Origin of the sequence: Streptomyces longisporus (assembly GCF_039532765.1) — a bacterium.
Lineage (GTDB): Bacteria > Actinomycetota > Actinomycetes > Streptomycetales > Streptomycetaceae > Streptomyces > Streptomyces longisporus.
In genome coordinates this window covers 1215228-1235401 of sequence record NZ_BAAASG010000007.1, presented here as the reverse complement: position 1 = coordinate 1235401, position 20174 = coordinate 1215228, and the positions used below count along the sequence as shown (strand labels likewise).

Genomic DNA, 20174 nt, shown 5'->3' with positions numbered 1-20174 from the left:
GAGCTTTTTCATGCTTGTCATCACCACTCCCACGGGTCAGATCGGCCGCCAGGTCGTCGACGGTCTCCTCGGCGTCCAGGCGCCGGTCCGCGTGATCGCCCGCGAGCCCTCACGATTGCCTGCCGAGGTGCACGAGCGCGTCGAGGTCGTTCAGGGCTCGCCGCGTGACCTCGATGTCGTCATGGAGGCCTTCGCGGGCGCGGACGCCGTGTTCTGGGTGGTGCCGCCGGATCCGCGCGCGGAGAGCGTCGAGGGCCACTACGTCGACTACACGCGGGCGGCCTGTCAGGCGATCGGCGACCGGGGCGTCGAGCGGGTCGTCGCCGTGTCGACCATGGGCCGCGGCATCGAGAAGAACGCCGGGCACCTGTCGGCTTCACTCGCCAAGGACCGGATGATCATGGACACCGGTGTGCACTACAGGGCGCTGCAGCCGCCGGCCTTCATGGAGAACCTGCTGTGGCAGGTGGCCGCGATCAGGGACCAGGGGGCGTTCTACTGGCCGCAGCCCGGAGACCGCGTAGTCGCGTCCGTCGCCACCCGGGACATCGCGGCCAAGGCCACGGAACTCCTGCTCGACCGGTCGTGGAGCGGTCAGGAGGGCGTACCCGTGGTCAGTCCCGACGCCCTCTCCCCCGAGGGCATGGCTGAGGTCCTCTCCGAGGTGCTCGGGCGGTCTGTCCGGTATCAGCAGCTGCCCCTCGACACCTACCGGGCGACGATGCTGGAGCACGGTGCGAGCGAGGCATGGGCGCAGGGACTGGTCGACATGGCCGTGGCCCAGATCAAGGACGCCTACGACGAGGACCATCGCGTCGCCTCGCCCAGCCCGACCACGTTCCGCCAGTGGTGCGAGGAGGTGCTCAGGCCTGCCGTCCTGGCCTGAGCGCCTCACCCGCCTACTCCTCAGGCCCGGCGAACGGATTCCGGATCGCGGCCGGCGGCCAGGCGGGCGCGGTGTACGGCCGCCGGAAGGTACGGCGGCCCGAGCCGACCTCGAACGGCTCGTCGTCACCGGGGAGTTGGACCTCGGCCCGGGTGTTCGGCGGGACGAGCACCTCCACCACGAGCGTGCCGTCCTCGATCCGCCAGCCCGCCTCGGCTCGGCCGTACGACGTGTCGTGTGCGGCCTTGGCATACGTCAGGTCGCCGCCGGGAACGGGCGCGATGCGCAGCCTTCGCCAGCCCGGTTCGGCGGCTTCGAGACCTGCGACCGTGCGGTGCAGCCAATCGGCGACGGCGCCGAGGGCGTAGTGGTTGAAGGAGGTCATCTCGCCGGGGTTGATGCTCCCGTCGGGCAGCATCGAGTCCCACCGCTCCCAGACGGTCGTCGCCCCCATGCTCACGGGGTACAGCCAGGACGGGCAGCCCTTCTCCAGGAGCATCCGGTACGCCAGCTGCGCTTCCCCGCCCGCGCACAGGGCGTCGCAGATCAGCGGCGTACCGGCGAATCCGGTGGCGATGCGGAAGCCTGCCTTGCGCACGATGTGGGCCAACCGCTCGGCGGCGCCCCGCCGTTGGCGTTCCGTGGGCAGCAGCGCGAAGCACAGGGCCAGTGCGTACGCGGTCTGCGCGTCGCTCGACATGCGCCCGCCGGGGGTGACGAACTCGTCGGCGAAGGCCGCCCGCACCGACCGCGCGAGTTCCTCGTAGCGGACGGCGTCGTCCTTCTCCCCCAGCAGCCGCGCCGTCTCGGCGAGCACGTCGGCCGAGCGGGCGACGTACGCGTTGGCGACGAGATCGCCGTCCGTGCGGGCGTCTCCCGGAGCGTCCGGCGGGGCGGCCGGGTCGAGCCAGTCGCCGAGCTGGAAGTCCTGCCGCCACAGGCCGCCGCCCTGCTCGGTGAGGCGGGCGGCGGTCTCCACCCAGGCGCGCATGCTCGGGTACTGGGTGCGCAGCACGGCCAGGTCGCCGAAGCACCGGTACAGCGTCCACGGCAGCAGCACAGCGACGTCCGCCCACACCGCGTGCGGGGTGCCGCCGAAGCCGGAGGGCAGGACGTCGGGCACCACCAGCGGGGGCGTGCCGTCGGCGCGGGCGAGTTGTTCGGCCGCGAGGTCGCGCAGCCAGCCGCCGAGCATGCCCGAGCAGTCGTAGAGGAAGGAGGCGGTGGGGGCGAAGACCTGGATGTCACCGGTCCAGCCGAGGCGTTCGTCGCGCTGGGGACAGTCGGTGGGGATGTCGAGGAAGTTGCCGCGCATGCCCCATACGACGTTCTCGTGCAGGCGGTTGACGAGCTCGTGCGAGGACTCGAACCAGCCCGTACGGGTCATGTCGGTGTGCAGGACGACGGCTTCGACCGCCGACGGGTTCAACTCGCCGGGCCAGCCATCGATTTCGGCGTAGCGGAACCCGTGGAAGGTAAAACGCGGTTCGTACGTCTCCTCGCCCGCGCCGGCGAGGGTGTACGTGTCGGTGGCGGCGGCGAGGCGCAGGGGCCGGATGCCGAGTTCGCCGTGCTCCAGTACCTCCGCGTGCCGCAGGGTGATGGCGTGTCCGGCCGGGCCCGAGACGCGGAGGCGCAGGCGTCCGACCAGGTTCTGCCCGAAGTCGAGGACGGTCTTCCCGGACGGTGTGGTGAGGACGTCGACGGGGGCGAGGGTCTGCGTGCGGCGCACGGGCGGGCCGGTCGGGGCCACCAACTCCGCTTCCGGTAGCGGTAGTTCGGTGACGGATGACCACTCGGAGGTGTCGTGGCCCGGGTCTGACCAGCCGGGGCGGGCCGCCCGGGCGTCGTAGACCTCGCCGTCGTAGAGCTCGGAGCGCAGGATCGGGCCGGTCGTGGCGTGCCAGGTCTCGTCGGTGCCGAGGGTGGTGACGGTGCCGTCGGGGTGGGTGACCTCCAGTTGGGCGAGGAGCGCGCGGCGGTCGCCGTAGAGGTTGCGCCGGCCGCCGTGGAAGCCGAGCCGGCCCGTGTACCAGCCCTCTCCGAGAAGCGCGCCGATCGCGTTGTCGCCCTCGCGCAGGAGGCCGGTGACGTCGAAGGTCTGGTAGCGCAGCCGGTGGCGGTAGGAGGTCCAGCCGGGGGCGAGAACGTGGTCGCCGACACGGCTGCCGTTGATCTCGGCCTCGTAGACGCCGTGGGCCGTGATGTACAGGCGGGCGGAGGTGACCGCCTTGGCCAGGGTAAAGGTGCGGTGCAGCAGTGCCACCGGGAGCGGGGCGTCGGCGGGTTCGCGGTCGGGGGTGATGGGCCGGGCGGTCCAGTCGGTACGGGCGAGCAGTCCCGTCTCCGCCCAGGTGGGCGGAGACCAGGCGGACGACTCGGCGCCCTCGCCCCACACCTGGACGCGCACCCCGACGCGGCTGCGGGAGGCGAGCGCCTCGCCCGGCCAGTCCACCAGCACCGAGTCGGCGCCCTCGACGCGTCCGGTGTCCGTCAGGACGGTGCCGTCGGTGCCGGTGATTTCGAGCCGGTACGCCCGCTGCGTCCAGTCCGGTGTGGCCGTCTCGGTGCGCCAGCTCAGGCGGGGCCTGCTCTCGCCGATGCCGAGCGGCTCGCGGTGGTGTTCCAGGACAGGTGAGGTGACACGCATCAGATCGCCTCCTTGGCGCGGACGGTGGATGTGGTCCCGGGCGCCGCAGCCCGCCCCTGGGGAGCGATGGTGCGGACGACCCACACGCCGATCAGGCCGGACACTGCCACACACGCCGTGGTGATCCACAGGACGGCCGAACCGCTGACCGCCATCAGGGTGGGGGTGGCGAGGCCGGCGAGACCGCACAGGGCGCGGCTGAGGCCGTAGGTCAGTCCTTGCGTGGTCGCGCGCAGTTCCTCGGGGAAAGCCTCCTGGGACCAGACCTTGTAATTGGCCTCGCCGGCGAACTGGTTGACGACGTTGTAGAGGAGCAGGAAGAACACCATCGCCGCGATCACCGCGCCGCCGGTCGCCGCGGCCACGGCGAAGGCAAGGACCTGGAGCACCGCACAGACGTAGAACAGCCGGTCGCGCCAGGGGGTGTCGGCCAGCCGTACGAAGGCGAGCGAGCAGACCAGGCCGATCGGGAGCCCGGCCAGGCTCATCCCCGTGGCGAGGGTCTGGGAGGCGCCGCTGACGGTGGTCAGGAAGTACGTGCCGTACTGGCCCATGGTGTTGGCGGCGAGGTTCCAGGCGAGGTAGAAGCCGCCCGTCGCGAGGAGCGGGACGAGGACCGGCTTTGCGGCGAGGCGGCGCAGCGCCCGTGCGTCGATGCCCTCGCCGGCGCCGCCGCGCTCGGCCTCCTCCAGCACGGGAGACAGCCGCATACGGTTGCGCAGCACCCAGCTGACCAGGGCCACGACGGCGAGGTGGGCGAAGAGGAGCTGAGCGGAGAGGTAGCCGAGCGTGGAGGTGCCGAAACCGATCACGATCGCGGCGGTGATGCCGAGAACCCACATGGTCTGCGTCGCGCCGATCAGCCGGCCGCGAACCGGGCGTGGGGAGTGCTCGGAGACCATGGCGAGCGAGGTCGGCAGGTCGGCGCCGGCCGCAAGGCCGCCGATGATCATGCCCGCGAAGAGGAAGGCGCTGGTGGGGGCGAAGACCAGCAGGGCGGCGCCGATGGCGTAGACGAGGATGTCGATCCCGTACACACGCTTGCGGCCGAAGCGGTCGGCGAGGCGGCCGCCGACGAGTGAGCCGATGGCGATGGAGAAGGTCAGCGCCGCGCTCAGTGCGCCGAGGCCCCAGGAGGACAGGTGGAAGCGGCTCTGCCACAGGCCCAGTGACAGGCCGGAGGAGACGATGATGCCCGAGTCCAGGTAGGAGGCCATGCCGGAGAGGACGGCCAGGCGCCACTGGGAGCGGGTGACCCGGGGTTCGGCGGGCCTGCGGGAGATGGCGTCGTTGCTCATCAAGGCGGCCTTTCTGAGGGGGAGTTCGGGGACGGGGGGCGGTGCGTGCCACGAGGTGATGACACGTGTAACCAACCCTGAAAGCGGCCGTGAAACGTTTCACGGCATCGTGGGCCCATGGCGGCAACTCGTCAAGGGTTTCGGCAGCGAAATCTCTGCACGCACATGACCGCCGCAGAGTGAGCGCAATGACGTCTTGACGGCATCCCATCCGTGGGACTACGTTCCCTGAAACGATTCAAACAGTGTTCAGAGGTGGTCATGCCAGACCAGTCCGCCGTGAAGGCAGCACTCGCGGCGCAGAAGATCGAGACGCCGTCGTGGGCGTACGGCAACTCCGGTACGCGTTTCAAGGTTTTCGCCCAGCAGGGCGTGCCGCGCGACCCGTGGGAGAAGCTGGCCGATGCGGCCCAGGTGCACGCCTTCACCGGTGTGGCGCCGACCGTCGCGCTGCACATTCCGTGGGACAAGGTCGAGGACTACGGCAAGCTTGCGGCGTTCGCACGGGAGCAGGGGATTGCGCTCGGCGCGATCAACTCCAACACGTTCCAGGACGACGACTACAAGCTGGGCAGCATCTGTCATCCCGATGCGGCGATCCGGCGCAAGGCGGTCGATCACCTGCTGGAGTGCGTCGACATCATGGACGCCACCGGGTCCAGGGATCTGAAGCTGTGGTTCGCCGACGGCACGAACTATCCCGGCCAGGACGACCTGCGCGCCCGCCAGGACCGCCTCGCCGAGGGACTGGCCAAGGTCTACGCCCGGCTCGGGGACGGGCAGCGGATGCTGCTGGAGTACAAGCTCTTCGAACCCGCCTTCTACGCCACCGACGTGCCCGACTGGGGCACCGCCTACGCCCACTGCCTCAAGCTGGGCGAGAAGGCGCAAGTCGTCGTCGACACCGGACATCATGCCCCCGGCACCAACATCGAGTTCATCGTCGCCACCCTGCTACGGGAGAACAAACTGGGCGGCTTCGACTTCAACTCCCGCTTCTACGCCGACGACGACCTCATGGTCGGGGCCGCCGACCCCTTCCAGCTCTTCCGGATCATGTACGAAGTCGTGCGCGGCGGCGGCTACACCGATCAGGTCGCGTTCATGCTGGACCAGTGCCACAACATCGAGGCCAAGATCCCCGCCATCATCCGGTCCGTGATGAACGTCCAGGAAGCCACCGCCAAGGCACTGCTCGTCGACCGGGACGCACTGAGCGCGGCACAGCGCTCGGGGGATGTGCTTGAGGCCAACGCCGTGCTGATGGACGCCTACAACACCGACGTGCGGCCACTGCTCGCCGAGGTCCGCAAGGAGATGGGGCTCGACCCCGACCCGATCGCCGCGTACCGCCGCTCCGGATGGACCGAAAAGATCGTCGAGGAACGGGTCGGCGGGCAGCAAGCCGGATGGGGAGCGTGAGCCCTGCTACTCGCCTGCCGGGATTTGTCGTTTGCAGGCTGCTCGCCGGTTGTGGCTGGTCGCGCAGTTCCCCGCGCCCCTGACGGGGCACGTAACTTTCGAAGGACTGAATGGACATGGCATCCCATCCCGAAGCCGCCGCTCTGCTGGCCCGGTCGCATCGGCTTGGCTCTGACCCCCGCAATACCAACTACGCGGGGGGCAACACTTCCGCGAAGGGCACCGACACCGACCCCGTGACCGGGGGTGACGTCGAGCTGATGTGGGTCAAGGGGTCCGGTGGTGACCTCGGCACGCTCACCGAGGCCGGGCTCGCCGCGTTGCGGCTGGATCGGCTGCGGGCGCTGAAGGGGGTCTATCCGGGGGTCGGGCGTGAGGACGAGATGGTCGCAGCGTTCGACTACTGCCTGCACGGCAAGGGGGGTGCCGCGCCCTCCATCGACACCGCGATGCACGGTCTGGTCGACGCCGCGCACGTGGACCATCTGCACCCCGACTCCGGGATCGCGCTCGCCTGCGCGGCCGACGGGGAGAAGCTGACCGCCGAGTGTTTCGGCGACACGGTGGTGTGGGTGCCGTGGCGGCGGCCCGGGTTCCAGCTGGGCCTGGACATCTCGGCGGTCAAGGAGGCCAACCCGCAGGCCGTCGGGTGCATCCTCGGCGGGCACGGGATCACCGCCTGGGGCGACACCTCCGAGGAGTGCGAGCGGAACTCTCTGCACATCATCCGCACCGCCGAGGCGTTCCTTGCCGAGCGGGGGAAGGACGAGCCGTTCGGGCCGGTGATCGAGGGCTACGAGGCGCTGCCCGAGGCCGAGCGGCGGGAGCGGGCGGCGGCGCTGGCGCCGCATGTGCGGGCCATCGCCTCTCAGGACAAGCCGCAGGTCGGGCACTTCAACGACTCCGACGTCGTCCTGGAGTTCCTGGCGCGTGCCGAGCATCCGCGGCTCGCCGCGCTCGGGACCTCCTGCCCCGACCACTTCCTGCGGACGAAGGTACGGCCGCTCGTGCTCGACCTGCCGCCGGCGGCTCCGCTGGAGGAGGCGATCGCACGGCTCAAGGAGCTGCATGCCGGGTACCGCGAGGAGTACGCCGCCTACTACCAGCGGCACGCGCTGCCCGACTCCCCCGCGATGCGCGGCGCCGACCCGGCGATCGTGCTGGTTCCGGGTGTGGGCATGTTCAGCTTCGGCAAGGACAAGCAGACCGCGCGGGTTGCCGGCGAGTTCTACGTCAACGCCATCAACGTGATGCGCGGGGCCGAGGCCGTGTCGACGTATGCGCCGATCGAGGAGTCGGAGAAGTTCCGTATCGAGTACTGGGCGCTGGAGGAGGCCAAGCTCCAGCGGATGCCGAAGGCCAAGCCACTCGCCACTCGGGTCGCGCTCGTCACGGGCGCCGGCAGCGGGATCGGGAAGGCCATCGCGGAGCGGCTGGTCGGTGAGGGCGCGTGTGTCGTCGTCGCCGATCTCAACGCGGAGAACGCGGCAACAGTGGCCGAGGAGCTGGGCGGACCGGACAAGGCCGTCGCGGTCACCGTGGACGTGACGGACGAGGAGCAGATCGCCACGGCCTTCAAGGCGGCCGTGCTCGCCTTCGGCGGAGTCGATCTGGTGGTCAACAACGCCGGGATCTCCATCTCCAAGCCGCTGCTGGAGACTTCGGCCAGGGACTGGGACCTGCAGCACGACATCATGGCCCGTGGCTCCTTCCTCGTGTCGCGGGAGGCGGCTCGGGTGATGATCGCGCAGGAGCTGGGCGGCGACATCGTCTACATCGCCTCCAAGAACGCCGTGTTCGCCGGGCCCAACAACATCGCCTACTCTGCCACCAAGGCCGACCAGGCCCATCAAGTACGGCTGCTGGCCGCCGAGTTGGGCGAGCACGGCATCCGCGTCAACGGGGTCAACCCGGACGGTGTGGTGCGCGGTTCCGGGATCTTCGCGGGCGGCTGGGGTGCCCAGCGGGCGGCCGTGTACGGGGTGCCGGAGGAGAAGCTGGGCGAGTTCTACGCCCAGCGGACCATCCTCAAGCGTGAGGTGCTGCCGGAGCATGTCGCGAACGCCGTGTTCGCGCTGACCGGCGGGGAGCTGACCCACACCACCGGGCTGCACGTCCCGGTCGACGCCGGCGTCGCGGCCGCCTTCCTGCGGTGAGCGCGCTCGTGAAGTCGTACGCCGCGGTCGACCTCGGCGCGTCCAGCGGGCGTGTCATGGTCGGCCGTGTGGGCCCCGACAGCCTGGAGCTGACCGAGGCGCACCGCTTTCCCAACCGGCCCGTCCGGGTGCCCGAGGGGCTGCGGTGGGACATTCTCTCCCTGTACGGGGGTGTCCTGGACGGACTCAGGGGTGCGGGGCAGGTGGATTCCGTCGGCATCGACAGCTGGGCCGTGGACTACGGGCTGCTGGACGCGGACGGGGCGCTGCTCGGCAATCCCGTGCACTACCGGGACTCCCGCACGGAGGGCGTCGCGGAGAAGGTGTGGGCGAGCGTGCCCGCCGAGCAGCTGTACGCAGCGACCGGGTTGCAGTATGCGCCGTTCAACACCCTGTACCAACTGGTCGCGGCGCGGGAGACGGACCAACTGGCCCATGCCGGGCGGTTGTTGCTCATCCCGGACCTGATGTCATACTGGCTCACCGGCGAGCAGGGCACCGAACTCACCAACGCCTCCACCACCCAGCTGATCGATCCTCGGACGCGCGAGTGGTCGCACGAGGTCGCCTCCCGGCTGGGCGTCGACCTGGGCCTGTTCGCCCCGCTGCGGCAGCCCGGGGACCCTGCGGGTGTGCTGCGGCCGGAGGTGCTGGAGGAGACCGGGCTGAGGGGTCCGGTGCCGGTGACGGCGGTCGGTTCGCACGACACGGCGTCCGCGGTGGCCGCCGTACCGGCCGACGGCGAGCGGTTCGCCTACATCTGCACCGGGACCTGGTCGCTGGCCGGTCTCGAGCTGGACGCGCCCGTGCTGAGCGAGGAGAGCCGGGCCGCCAACTTCACCAACGAGCTGGGACTGGACGGCACGGTCCGTTATCTGCGCAACATCATGGGGTTGTGGCTGCTCCAGGAGTGCGCACGGGCCTGGGGCGAACCGGAGCTGGGCGAGCTGCTGCTGGAGGCGGCCAACATGCCGGCGCTGCGGTCGGTGGTGGACGCCGGGGACGCGGCGTTCCTGGCGCCCGGGCGGATGCCGGAGCGGATCGCCGAGGCGTGCCGTGTGTCGGGGCAGCCGGTGCCCGAGTCCCCTGCGGAGATCACGCGCTGCATTCTCGACTCGCTGGCCCTGGCTCACCGCCGGGCGGTCGAGGACGCGCAGCGGCTGGCCGGGCATCCGGTGGACGTCGTCCATGTCGTCGGCGGCGGTACCCGCAACGCCCTGCTGTGCCAGCTGACCGCCGACGCGTGCGGGCTGCCCGTGGTGGCGGGTCCGACGGAGGCGGCGGCGCTGGGGAACGTGCTGGTCCAGGCCCGGACGCACGGGCTGGTCGGCGATCTCCCGAGCGGGCGGCGCCTGCTCACGCGCACCCAGCCGCTGACGCACTACGAGCCGCGGGGCGACACCGCCCGGTGGCGTGAGGCGCAGGCCCGGCTCGCCGGAAGGTGAGAGGGGTCTCCCCCGCGGCGCGTCCCCCGGCTACCCTTCACTCATCCGATGATCGATCACAAGGAGCCGCGATGCGTGTCGCCCTGTTCCTGACCTGTGTCAACGACACGCTGTATCCGGAGACCGGGCGCGCCGTGGTGAAACTGCTGACCAGGCTGGGCGTCGAGGTCGATTTCCCAATGGCTCAGACCTGCTGTGGGCAGGCGCACTACAACACCGGGTATCGGCATGAGGCGGAGCCGCTGGCCCGGCATTTCTCCGATGTTTTCGGGGAGTACGAGGCGATCGTGACGCCGTCCGGGTCGTGCGGGGCGATGGTGCGGGAGCTGTATCCGCGGATGGGTGAGCGGGCGCGGGCCGAGGGACGCGGGGACGTGCTCGCGGCGACACTGGCTCCTGTCGTCCCGAAGACGTACGAGCTCACCGAGTTCCTGGTGGACGTGCTCGGGGTGACGGACGTCGGCGCGTACTACCCGCACCAGGTGACCTATCACCCGACCTGTCACGGACTGCGGGGCCTGGGGCTCGGCGACCGCCCGCGCCGGCTGCTCCAGGCCGTGAAGGGCCTGGAGCTGGTGGAGCTGCCGGGTGCCGAGGAGTGTTGCGGCTTCGGTGGCACCTTCGCGCTGAAGAACTCCGATGTCTCGGCGGCGATGGGCGCGGACAAGGTGCGCAACGCCGAGTCGACCGGCGCGGAGGTGCTGTGCGCGGCCGACAACTCCTGTCTGATGCACATCGGCGGGACGATGGCGCGGCTCAGCAGCGGCATGCGGCCGGTGCACATTGCGGAGATCCTGGCGAGCATGGAGGAGGAGCCGGCCGTATGAGCGGGACGTTCGTAGGGATGCCGGCCTTCCCGAAGGCCGCGCACGAGGCGGTCAACAACCCGACACTGCGCGGCAATCTGCGGCACGCCACACACACCATCCGCGCCAAGCGGGCGAAGGCCGTGGCGGAGGTGTCCGACTGGGCGGCGCTGCGCGAGGCGGGCAAGCGGATCAAGGATCATACGCTGCGTCATCTCGACCGGTATCTGGAGCAGTTGGAGGAATCGGTCACGGCCGCGGGCGGTGTCGTGCACTGGGCCGCCGACGCCGACGAGGCCAACCGGATCGTGGCCGACCTGGTGAAGGCGACCGGTGAGTCGGAGGTCGTCAAGGTCAAGTCGATGGCCACGCAGGAAATCGGCCTCAACGAAGCCCTCGAGGCCGAGGGCATCCGCGCCTACGAGACCGATCTCGCCGAACTCATCGTGCAGTTGGGCAAGGACCGGCCCTCCCACATCCTGGTCCCGGCCATCCACCGCAACCGCGGCGAGATCCGGGACATCTTCGAGCGCGAGATGAGCGAGTGGGGCCGCCCGGCCCCCGAGGGCCTGACCGACACGCCCGCCGAACTCGCCGAGGCCGCCCGCCTCCACCTGCGGGAGAAGTTCCTGCGCGCCAAGGTCGGCATCTCCGGCGCCAACTTCATGGTCGCCGAGACCGGCACCCTGGTGGTCGTCGAGTCCGAGGGCAACGGGCGGATGTGCCTGACCCTGCCCGAGACGCTGATCTCTGTCGTCGGCATCGAGAAGATCGTGCCGACCTGGCGTGACCTGGAGGTTTTCCTGCAGACCCTGCCCCGCTCCTCCACCGCCGAGCGCATGAACCCCTACACCTCGACCTGGACCGGCACCACGGACGGCGACGGACCGCGCACCTTCCATCTGGTGCTGCTCGACAACGGCCGCACCGACACCCTCGCCGACGAGGTCGGCCGTCAGGCACTGCGCTGCATCCGCTGCTCCGCCTGCCTGAACGTCTGCCCGGTGTACGAGCGGGCGGGCGGCCACGCCTACGGCTCGGTGTATCCCGGCCCGATCGGCGCGATCCTCAGCCCCCAACTCCGCGGTACTGCAAGCGAGATCGATGCCTCCCTGCCGTATGCGTCGTCGCTGTGCGGTGCCTGCTACGAGGTGTGCCCGGTCGCCATCGACATCCCGGAGGTACTGGTCCATCTGCGGGAGCGGGTCGTGGAGGGCGGGCAGGTGATCCGCGAGGGCAACAAGGTGGTGCTGCAGCCCGCGAAGGGCCATGCGGCCGAGCGGGCGGCGATGCGCGCGGCCCGCTGGGCGTTCACGCACCCGGGTGCCCTGCGCACCGGCCAGCGGCTCGCCTCCCGCAGCCGCCGCCTCCATCCACGGACGCTGCCCGGTCCGGGCAAGGCGTGGAGCGGCAGCCGGGACCTGCCGCCGGTGCCCGCGGAACCGTTCCGGGACTGGTGGCAGCGTACGAACGGCGGAAAGGAGGGCGCGAAGTGAGCAGCAGGGAACGGATCCTGGGCCGGGTACGGCGCGCACTCGCGGACGTACCACAGGACGACACTCCCCCAGTGCCTGAAGGGCCTGGGAGGGACCCCCAGTACGAGCAGGCCGTTTCGCGCGACTATATGCGGGAGCACGGGGAGCGGAGTGTCGAGCAGACGGTGGATCTGCTGGCCGAGAATCTGGCGGACTACCGGGCGATTGTGCACCGTACGGACCCGGAGGAGTTGCCGTACCTCATCATGCGGCTGCTCGCCGAGCGCGGACCCCAGTATGTGCTCGTGCCCCCTGGACTCCCGCCGGAGTGGATGTCGGCCGCCGATCCCACCCGCGTTCACGACCGCGCCGTGAGCACGCCTCACGAGCTCGACAAGGTCGAGAGCGTCGTCACCGGCTGCGCGGTCGCCATCGCCGAGACGGGCACCATCGTCCTGGACGGCAGCCCCGACCAGGGCCGCCGTCGCATCACCCTCGTCCCCGACCATCACATCTGCGTCGTACGAGTCCCGGAGCAGGTCGTCTCGTCCGTACCCCAGGCCCTCGAACGCCTCGACCCGACCCGCCCGTTGACCTGGATCTCCGGCCCGTCGGCGACCAGCGACATCGAACTGGACCGGGTCGAGGGGGTGCACGGTCCGCGCACCCTGGAGGTGGTACTCGTGGGCGGTCGGTCGAGCGGCGATGTCGACTCGTAGCCTCCGTACCGTCGGCGGGCACGCTGGGTCACGGCGCCGGAGGTCCGCCAATCCCTTCGGGCAGGGTTGGAGGCAGTCCGAAGCGTGTCATGACGTCCGCCGAGGACATGGACTCCGCGCTGGCGCTGGCCAAGGACTGCCCGGTGCTGCACCGCCTCAGGGGTCGTTCCTGGCGACCGGGCGCGGCAAGGTCACTCTGGCGCTGCTGTGCGCGGTGACGTTTGGGACATCGTTGTGCCGGGCGTCGTTGCGGGGTGCGTATCAGCAGTACGCGATCGGACACCCGCGGCGCAGCGAGTGCTGGGCGGCACGCAGATACAGCGCCACGTAGAACGCGGCGTCCAGGTCCTCGCTCCACGGGCCGGGCCGGGTGGCGGCCAGGTCTTTCGCGGGTCCGTCCAGGAACCACATGGTCAGGTCCAGGTTGTCGTTGGCCGCCGGTATCTCGTCCACCGGGAGTTCGACGGCCGTCGCCAGTCGCTCGGCGAGGCGGAGCACCTGGGGAGCGCCGGCGACCATCGTCTCGTCCGTATAGGCGGAGTTGACGGGGAGGCAGATCTCCTCGTCGAGGGACAGTGGCACCAGCAGTGTCCAGCCGCAGAGCACCTCCTCTTCGGCCCGTGACAGATGCGAGCGGCACAGCGCGCTGAAGCCGTCCATGGGAGGCACCAGCTTCTCCTCGAACGACATCCCCGAGCCGCGCACGAAGTCCGCCTCCTCGGGCACCGAGGTGTACGGCGGCAGGCCGCGCCGTCTCAACTCCTCGTCGAGTGCGGAAGCGACGGCTCCTCGGCCGCCCTCCTCCTCGTCATCGTCGAAGGCATCGTCGAACCACTCCTGCGCACCGACACTGACCAGATAGATCCCCATGGCCGAAACGTACAAGGCGCCACTGACAAGCAGCCCGGCCAGGATGAGGACGTCCGTGCGCCGAGGGGAGACTGCGTCGGCGGGCGTCCCCTACATTTTGCGTGACACAGGGGCTGAACAAGCGCTTAGATAGTAGACCCGACCCATGCCGAACTGGAGGCCCCGTTGCTGTTCTCATCCGTCGACGACGTCTCCGAGCGTCTGGCCGCCACCGGCTATCTCGCCTCGCCCGCGGTCGCCACGACCGTCTTCCTCGCCGACCGGCTGGGCAAGCCGCTGCTGGTGGAGGGGCCCGCCGGGGTCGGCAAGACGGAACTCGCCAAGGCCGTGGCCGAGGTGGCGGGCGCGCGGCTGGTCCGGCTGCAGTGCTACGAGGGCGTCGACGAGTCCCGGGCGCTGTACGAGTGGAACCACGCCAAGCAGCTGCTCCGCATCAGCGCCGGCCGCGACGAGACCTGGGACGAGACCCGCACGGACATCTTCAGCGAGGAGTTCCTGCTCACCCGCCCCCTGCTCACCGCCATCCGCGGCGACGACCCCAAGGTGCTGCTGATCGACGAGACCGACAAGGCGGACGTCGAGGTGGAGGGCCTGCTCCTGGAGGTGCTGAGCGACTTCCAGGTCACGGTTCCCGAGCTGGGCACGATCACCGCGACCCGTCGCCCCTTCGTCGTCCTCACCTCGAACGCGAGCCGCGAGTTGTCCGAGGCGCTGCGCCGTCGCTGTCTGTTCCTGCACATCGGCTTCCCCGAGCAGGAGCTGGAGCGCCGGATCGTACGGCTGAAGGTGCCCGGCCTGGACGAGGCGCTGGCCGACTCGGTGGTGCGGGTGGTCGGTGCGCTGCGCGCGATGGACCTGCGCAAGGTGCCCTCGGTCGCCGAGACGATCGACTGGGCGCGCACGCTGCTCGCGCTGGGGGCCGACACCCTCGACGAGGGCGTCGTACGCGACAGCCTGGGCGTCCTGCTCAAGCATCAGGACGACGTCCTCAAGGCAGCCGCCAAGCTCGACCTGGACGCCGTGTGACCGCCCCGGGAGTGGCGGAGCGCCTCACCTCGCTGGTCGGGGCGCTGCGTGCGCACGGTATGCGGATCGGCACCGGTGAGACCGTGGACGCGGCGCAGGCGGTGGCGGCGCTGGGCCTGGCGGACCGTGAGCTGCTGCGGGAGGGACTGGCCGCGACGCTGCTGCACGGCACGGTGCAGCGGCAGGTGTTCGACCCGGTCTTCGACCTGTACTTCCCGCGGGGCGTCGGCGCGCCGGAGACGGAGCCCGCGGACAGGGACGATCTGCGGGAACGGCTCGCCGCCGCGCTCGCCGCGGGCGACGTCGTACTGATGGGGCAGCTGGCGGCGGAGGCCGTCGACGGGTTCGGCGGATACGGTGCATCGCCGGGGTCGCAGGGCTGGTCGTCGTACCAGGCGCTGGACCGGCTCCGCCCGCAGACCCTGCTGGCCCGCGTCCGCGAGAACGTCCAGGCCCGGGACGGCAGTTCCGGGTTCGCCGACCGGCTGCTCGACGACGAGATCCGGCGGCGCATCGAGACGTTCCGCAGACAGGTGGCCGTGGAGGCGCGGCGCCGGATCGCCGAGCAGCGCGACCGGGACGAGCTCGCCCGGCGCGCGGTGGGCACCACGCCCGACCGGGTCGACTTCCTGTATGCCGGGAAGCTCCAGCTCGCCGAGCTGCGCAGGACGGTTCAGCCGCTGGCCCGGAAGCTCGCCACCCGGCTCGCGGCCCGTCGGCGCCGTGCCGCCCGAGGCAGCATCGATCTGCGGCGCACCCTTCGCGGTTCACTGTCCACGGGCGGGGTGCCGATGAAGCCGGTGCTGCGCAGACGCCGTCCCGTGCGGCCCGAACTGGTGCTGCTGTGTGATGTGTCGGGGTCGGTGTCCGGGTTCTCGGACTTCACGATGCTGTTGGTGCAGGCGCTGCACGACCAGTTCAGCAAGGTGCGGGTGTTCGCCTTCGTCAACCGGCTCGACGAGGTGACCCGGCTGCTGGAGCACGGTGCGGCCGACCCGGAGGGGCTGGGCGCCCGCATCCGGGCGGAGGCGACGCTCACGGGCTGGCACGGCAGCAGTGACTACGGCGTCGCCCTGGGCGAATTCGCCGAGCGGTACGGCGACGCGGTGGGCCCGCGCACCACGGTGTTCGTACTCGGCGACGCCCGTACGAACATGAGCGACCCGAACCTGTCGGCGGTACGGCAGGTGGCCGAACGGGCCCGCCGCGTCTACTGGTTGAACCCCGAGCCGCACACCCAGTGGGGTACGGGCGACTCCGCCGCACCCGAGTACGCCGAGTTGGTGGCGATGCACGAGTGCCGCAACGCGCGGCAGCTCGGCGCGCTCATCGCGCGCCTGCTGCCGGTGTGACGTTTCAGCCCTTCGATTTTGCGTAGTCCGTCGCCATCTGGCCCGCGAAGTCGTACACGACGCACGGCTCGTCGCTGACCACCCAGGCGTCGTGTCCCGGCGACACCACGAACACGTCGCCCGGTCCGACCTCCTGCTCGGCGCCGTCGTCCATGCGCAGGCGCATGCGTCCGGAGACGCAGTATCCGTTGTGGTGGACCTGGCAGCTGTCCGTCCCGGCGATCGGGGCCACGGATTCCGACCACTTCCAGCCGGGTTCGAAGGTCCCCACCGCGAAGTCGAGTCCGGTCATATGGACGGCTTCGAGGTGTCCGCGCGGGAAATCGCGCCGCTCGTCGGGCTTCTCGACGGCCTTGATCTCAAGCATGACGGCTCCCTTCCTTGCGAGCCCCGCCCACCACACCATCGTCCGCCGGTCAAGCCGGGACCGCCATCCGGGATGCGGAGAAAACGTCGATGAGCGGACAACTGGGTCGAACGAGCGGAGAATGGTGCGAGGCCGCTTTCGCCGAACCACCCAGAAAGGTGGCGATCACCGTGGCTGAACACCCCCACGCACAACTCGTCCGCACGGGCTACGAGGCCTTCTCGCGCGGCGACATGGACACCCTGCGCTCGATGATGACGGGCGACGCCACGCACCATGTACCCGGAAGCCACCAGCTGTCCGGCGACTGCAAGGGAATCGACGCGGTCCTCGACTACTACCGCCGGCTCTACGAGGAGACGGGCGGCACGTTCAAGGTCGAGCTGCGCAACGTCCTGGTGGACGGGCGCGGCCACGCGGTTTCCATGCACCACTTCACCGCTCAGCGCGGCGACAAGCGGGTCGACGAGGACGGAGCCATCGTCTTCCGGGTCGTCGGTGACAAGATCACCGACCTTGACGAGTGCGTGGCGGACATCGACAAGGTCAACGAGTTCTGGTCATGACGCCGTCGCCCGGCCGCACAGCCGGGCGAAGCGGTCCGTGTCCACGTTCCCGCCGGAGACGATGACACCGATCCGGCGCGGAACGGAGCCCGCACGCCCGGCGAGCAGGGCGGCCAGCGGGGTGGCCCCGCTGGGCTCGACGACGATCTTCAGCCGCTCGAAGGCGAACCGCATGGCGTCGCGGATCTCGTCGTCGGAGACGAGGGCGATGCCGTCGACGAGCCGCCGGTTGACGGAGAACGTCAGCTCGCCGGGCGTGTCCAGGGCCTGCCCGTCGGCGATGGTGCGCGGCACGGGGATGCTGACGCGCCGGCCCGCCTCCAGGGACCGCTTGGTGTCGTCCCCGGCCTCCGGTTCGACGCCGATCACACGGATCCCGGGGTGCAGCCCCTTGGCCGCGGTGGCGGACCCGGCGATCAGCCCGCCGCCGCCGACGGGCACCATCAGTGCGTCCAACGTCCCTGTCTCCTCAAGGAGTTCGAGCGCGGCCGTGCCCTGCCCGGCCATGACGTGCGGGTGCTCGTACGGCGGGATCAGGGCGAGGCCCCGCTCGGCGGCCAGGGCCTGGCCGACGGCGACGCGGTCCTCGGTGTAGCGGTCGTACCTCACGATCTCGGCGCCGTAGCCGAGGGTGGCGTCCACCTTGGAGCGCGGGGCGTCCTCGGGCATGACGATGACGGCGGTGGTGCCCAGTTCTCGGGCGGCGAGGGCGACGGCCTGGGCGTGGTTGCCGGAGGAGTAGGCGGCGATGCCGCGGGCCAGCTGCTCGGGGGTGAGCCGGGAGGCCGCGTTGTAGGCGCCGCGGAACTTGAAGGCGCCGACGCGCTGGAAGTTCTCGCACTTGAGGAACACCTCGGCGCCGACGCGTTCGTCGAGGGTGCGGGAGCGCAGTACGGGGGTGCGGTGGGCGACGCCCTTGAGCCGGTCGGCGGCGTCACGGACGGTGTCGAGGGTGACCGGCGGGGTGGTGGTCGTCACGCGTGTCCTCCAGCGGGGGTCGGGTCGGTGGCGGCTCGGGCCTGGGCGAGATAGCTGTAGGCGGAGGCGCGGGAGATGCCGAGCCGGGCTGCGACCTGCTCGATCGCGCGCCGCACGGCGAACACGCCGTGTTCGTCGAGTCTGCGGAACAGGTCGAGGCGCTCGGCCCGCTCCAGTGCGGCCCAGCTCTGGTGCCGTCCGAGCCGGTGGGCGTCGAGGATGGCGTCCACGACGGAGTCGATGTCGTTGCCGAAGGCGGTGACCGGCGGCTCGGCAGGCCCGGCGCCGAGGCCTGCGAGTGCGCCGAGCAGGGCGTGGGCCTCGTTGACCGCGCTGACGTCCACGTTGACGCAGAGCGCGCCGAACACCGCTCCGGTGGAGTCGCGCAGCACCATCGTGGACGACTTGACCAGCTTTCCGGCCGCGGTGCGGGTGACGTAGTTCAGGTCGTCGGCCGCCTCGTCGCCGCGTGCCAGCACCCTCATGCCGATCTCGCTCATCGCCCCGCCCACGGCCCGCCCGGTCACCTCTCCGGCGACGGCGACGACCGACTTCTCCGGTTTCCGGTAGTCGTGCAGGACCACCTCGCAGACCGGGCCGAACGTCGCCGCAATCCCGTCGACGACCCCTCTGAGCGCGGCAAGGATCGCATCCCGCCCGGCGTCGTGGACGTGCTCGTCAACCATGCCTCCTAGACTATCTGTCCAGACTCTGGACGCATAGTCCAGGATGCCGTGTCGTGGGTCGCGGCGTACGTCAGCGCCTCCCGTGCGGCATGACGGTCACCGACCGTCTCCCACCAGGGGTGCGTGTGCATCTCCTCGGCGAGACGCCGGCAGCGCTCCCGGGCGTCCGCGAGGCGCTCCCGCTGCTCGCCGCTGATCTCGGCGCGTCCGGCCGCGATGTCCACGCCGCTGGGCAGGCGCGCGGCGATGTCCGCGCAGTGCTCCAGCGCCCGGGTGAAGGTCCGCCGGGCGGCGACCAGTTCGCCGGGTATGACGAACTCGCCCACGGTGAACGGCCGGGAGAACTCGGACGACCCCGGCTCGGTGTGCCACAGCGAGGCGTCGATGGGCCGTTCGTCGTCACGCGCCCGGGTGAGCTCGCCGCGAAGACCCGCCTCCAGGTGGTCACCGGCCTCCCACGCGCCGGTCCGAGGCGCGGGCACGAGACCCGCCCCGCCGGCGCGGGGCAGCGCCGACCGGCCGGGCAGGGGTTCCGGGCGGCCTTCGAGGAACTCGTCCTTGTCCGTCGGGGTGACCCACATGTGCCAGCCGCGCCGGCCCGCCGGGTGGGGCAGGTACAGCGAGACGAGCTCGCCCGTGGCCGTGCGCCGGATGACATCGTCGTAGTAGAGGCCCCGCACCGGTTCCCACAGCGCGTGCCGTCCGCCGCACCGGCCGGCGCCCTGCCGGGGACAGGGGACCGCATTGCTCCAGTCGCAGCGGGACATGTGCAGTTGCTTGATGCCGCCGCGCACCGGCAGAGCCGCGCGGTCGGTCACGTCCCGCCAGCTCTGGACGTTCAGCCGGGCCCAGGGCGCGCGGTCGATGGGGATCGCGTTCTCGTTGTTGACGAGCCACAGAGGGGTGAGCCCGTCCCGGAATGCGCTGCGGGTGCGCTCGTCGACGGAACCGCCGGCTATGGCCGCAAGCTGTATCTCGTACGCGAGCCGGTGACGGTCGCCGCCTTCCACGGTCACGTCCGTGCGGCGCTTTCCGCCCTCGGCCCCCTCGGCTCCCGTGACCCGGAACCCCTCCCCCGCGGCGACCTTGACGGTGTATTCCCTGAGCGCCTTGTGGAGATCGCTCTCGTCCTTCGTCTCGGGGCGCTCCCCTTTGGCCACGTGCATGGCGTGCGGGCGGCCGTTGACCTTGCGGATGGCCATGAAGCCGGGGCAGATGAACCCCTCGTCCTCATGGGCTTCCAGGCAGTACAGAAGATCCGGCTGGTAGTTGCCGTAGATCTCGTCGAGCAGCCGCGGGTATTCGGGGTGCCCGAGATCCGCCTCGGTCAGGTCGAGCGTGATGCCGAGGCCCCTGTGCCAGACGCAGTAGGTCATATGGCGAGAGTAGGACGCACCACTGACAATCGGCCTAAGTCATGATCGGTAACGCAGGTCGAGCCGCCGGACAAGCCCCTCCTGGTGGCATTCGCA

The 20174-nt window shown here is 70.6% G+C and carries 17 protein-coding genes; 10 read left to right on the top strand and 7 right to left on the bottom strand.

The features are described 5' to 3' along the window. The first annotated feature begins 10 nt into the window (after positions 1 to 10). Positions 11 to 886, top strand: a complete 876-nt coding sequence (locus ABD355_RS17010) for an NAD(P)H-binding protein (RefSeq protein WP_344401160.1) — start codon at positions 11 to 13, stop codon at positions 884 to 886. Between the two features lie 13 nt (positions 887 to 899). Here ABD355_RS17010 and ABD355_RS17005 read toward each other — a convergent pair whose 3' ends face one another. After that, positions 900 to 3536, bottom strand: a complete 2637-nt coding sequence (locus ABD355_RS17005) for a family 78 glycoside hydrolase catalytic domain (protein ID WP_344401159.1) — start codon at positions 3534 to 3536, stop codon at positions 900 to 902. Then, entirely contained in the window at positions 3536 to 4834 is a 1299-nt protein-coding gene (locus ABD355_RS17000; RefSeq protein WP_344401158.1) for an MFS transporter, read from the bottom strand. Before ABD355_RS17000 ends, ABD355_RS17005 begins: the two co-directional genes overlap by 1 nt. Before the next feature lie 261 nt (positions 4835 to 5095). On the opposite strand from ABD355_RS17000, the gene rhaI reads away from it, so the two are divergent. From rhaI to ABD355_RS16970, 6 genes are all read left to right on the top strand, one after another. Then, positions 5096 to 6256, top strand: a complete 1161-nt coding sequence (rhaI, locus tag ABD355_RS16995) for an L-rhamnose isomerase (protein WP_344401156.1) — start codon at positions 5096 to 5098, stop codon at positions 6254 to 6256. A gap of 116 nt (positions 6257 to 6372) precedes the next feature. Continuing rightward, a complete protein-coding gene (locus ABD355_RS16990) occupies positions 6373 to 8412 on the top strand; it encodes a bifunctional aldolase/short-chain dehydrogenase (RefSeq protein ID WP_344401155.1) in 2040 nt (679 codons plus the stop codon). 8 nt (positions 8413 to 8420) lie between these two features. Continuing rightward, positions 8421 to 9857 carry a rhamnulokinase gene (locus tag ABD355_RS16985; protein ID WP_425585756.1) on the top strand — a complete coding sequence of 479 codons (1437 nt, stop codon included), beginning with the start codon at positions 8421 to 8423 and terminating at the stop codon, positions 9855 to 9857. 71 nt (positions 9858 to 9928) lie between these two features. Further along, complete coding sequence (locus ABD355_RS16980) at positions 9929 to 10684, top strand: (Fe-S)-binding protein (RefSeq protein WP_344401154.1); 756 nt, start codon at positions 9929 to 9931, stop codon at positions 10682 to 10684. After that, entirely contained in the window at positions 10681 to 12159 is a 1479-nt protein-coding gene (locus tag ABD355_RS16975; protein WP_344401153.1) for a LutB/LldF family L-lactate oxidation iron-sulfur protein, read from the top strand. The genes ABD355_RS16980 and ABD355_RS16975 overlap by 4 nt, the downstream gene beginning before the upstream one ends. Beyond that, on the top strand, positions 12156 to 12857 hold the full coding sequence (locus tag ABD355_RS16970; RefSeq protein WP_344401152.1) for a LutC/YkgG family protein: 702 nt from the start codon (positions 12156 to 12158) through the stop codon (positions 12855 to 12857). The genes ABD355_RS16975 and ABD355_RS16970 overlap by 4 nt, the downstream gene beginning before the upstream one ends. A gap of 261 nt (positions 12858 to 13118) precedes the next feature. On the opposite strand, the gene ABD355_RS16965 is transcribed toward ABD355_RS16970, so the two are convergent. Beyond that, positions 13119 to 13727, bottom strand: a complete 609-nt coding sequence (locus ABD355_RS16965) for a hypothetical protein (RefSeq protein ID WP_344401151.1) — start codon at positions 13725 to 13727, stop codon at positions 13119 to 13121. Positions 13728 to 13895: 168 nt separating this feature from the next. Here ABD355_RS16965 and ABD355_RS16960 point away from each other — a divergent pair, with 168 nt between their 5' ends. Further along, positions 13896 to 14753 carry an AAA family ATPase gene (locus ABD355_RS16960; protein ID WP_344401238.1) on the top strand — a complete coding sequence of 286 codons (858 nt, stop codon included), beginning with the start codon at positions 13896 to 13898 and terminating at the stop codon, positions 14751 to 14753. A gap of 59 nt (positions 14754 to 14812) precedes the next feature. Continuing rightward, positions 14813 to 16105 (top strand): VWA domain-containing protein, encoded by a 1293-nt coding sequence (locus ABD355_RS16955; RefSeq protein WP_344401237.1) that lies wholly within the window; start codon positions 14813 to 14815, stop codon positions 16103 to 16105. Positions 16106 to 16109: 4 nt separating this feature from the next. On the opposite strand, the gene ABD355_RS16950 is transcribed toward ABD355_RS16955, so the two are convergent. Beyond that, positions 16110 to 16472 (bottom strand): cupin domain-containing protein, encoded by a 363-nt coding sequence (locus ABD355_RS16950; protein WP_232648444.1) that lies wholly within the window; start codon positions 16470 to 16472, stop codon positions 16110 to 16112. Between the two features lie 170 nt (positions 16473 to 16642). Between ABD355_RS16950 and ABD355_RS16945 the strand changes: the two genes are divergently transcribed. After that, positions 16643 to 17038, top strand: a complete 396-nt coding sequence (locus tag ABD355_RS16945) for a nuclear transport factor 2 family protein (RefSeq protein WP_344401150.1) — start codon at positions 16643 to 16645, stop codon at positions 17036 to 17038. Here ABD355_RS16945 and ABD355_RS16940 read toward each other — a convergent pair. From ABD355_RS16940 to ABD355_RS16930, 3 genes are read right to left on the bottom strand one after another with little or no spacing between them, the layout of a single operon-like run. Further along, entirely contained in the window at positions 17033 to 18016 is a 984-nt protein-coding gene (locus tag ABD355_RS16940; RefSeq protein ID WP_344401149.1) for a threo-3-hydroxy-L-aspartate ammonia-lyase, read from the bottom strand. The genes ABD355_RS16945 and ABD355_RS16940 overlap by 6 nt on opposite strands. Beyond that, on the bottom strand, positions 18013 to 18702 hold the full coding sequence (locus ABD355_RS16935) for a helix-turn-helix transcriptional regulator (RefSeq protein ID WP_344401148.1): 690 nt from the start codon (positions 18700 to 18702) through the stop codon (positions 18013 to 18015). Before ABD355_RS16935 ends, ABD355_RS16940 begins: the two co-directional genes overlap by 4 nt. Positions 18703 to 18707: 5 nt before the next feature. Further along, a complete protein-coding gene (locus tag ABD355_RS16930; protein WP_344401147.1) occupies positions 18708 to 20078 on the bottom strand; it encodes a competence protein CoiA family protein in 1371 nt (456 codons plus the stop codon). Between the last annotated feature and the right edge of the window lie 96 nt (positions 20079 to 20174).

Excerpts from the sequence above, each read along its gene's own strand:
- ABD355_RS16930 (WP_344401147.1), bottom strand. The coding sequence starts at position 20,078 with ATGACCTACTGCGTCTGGCACAGGGGCCTCGGCATCACGCTCGACCTG.
- ABD355_RS16980 (WP_344401154.1), top strand. The coding sequence starts at position 9,929 with ATGCGTGTCGCCCTGTTCCTGACCTGTGTCAACGACACGCTGTATCCG.
- rhaI (WP_344401156.1), top strand. The coding sequence starts at position 5,096 with ATGCCAGACCAGTCCGCCGTGAAGGCAGCACTCGCGGCGCAGAAGATC.
- ABD355_RS17010 (WP_344401160.1), top strand. The coding sequence starts at position 11 with ATGCTTGTCATCACCACTCCCACGGGTCAGATCGGCCGCCAGGTCGTC.
- ABD355_RS16935 (WP_344401148.1), bottom strand. The coding sequence starts at position 18,702 with ATGGTTGACGAGCACGTCCACGACGCCGGGCGGGATGCGATCCTTGCC.
- ABD355_RS17000 (WP_344401158.1), bottom strand. The coding sequence starts at position 4,834 with ATGAGCAACGACGCCATCTCCCGCAGGCCCGCCGAACCCCGGGTCACC.
- ABD355_RS16965 (WP_344401151.1), bottom strand. The coding sequence starts at position 13,727 with ATGGGGATCTATCTGGTCAGTGTCGGTGCGCAGGAGTGGTTCGACGAT.
- ABD355_RS16950 (WP_232648444.1), bottom strand. The coding sequence starts at position 16,472 with ATGCTTGAGATCAAGGCCGTCGAGAAGCCCGACGAGCGGCGCGATTTC.
- ABD355_RS17005 (WP_344401159.1), bottom strand. The coding sequence starts at position 3,536 with ATGCGTGTCACCTCACCTGTCCTGGAACACCACCGCGAGCCGCTCGGC.
- ABD355_RS16990 (WP_344401155.1), top strand. The coding sequence starts at position 6,373 with ATGGCATCCCATCCCGAAGCCGCCGCTCTGCTGGCCCGGTCGCATCGG.
- ABD355_RS16955 (WP_344401237.1), top strand. The coding sequence starts at position 14,813 with ATGCGGATCGGCACCGGTGAGACCGTGGACGCGGCGCAGGCGGTGGCG.
- ABD355_RS16975 (WP_344401153.1), top strand. The coding sequence starts at position 10,681 with ATGAGCGGGACGTTCGTAGGGATGCCGGCCTTCCCGAAGGCCGCGCAC.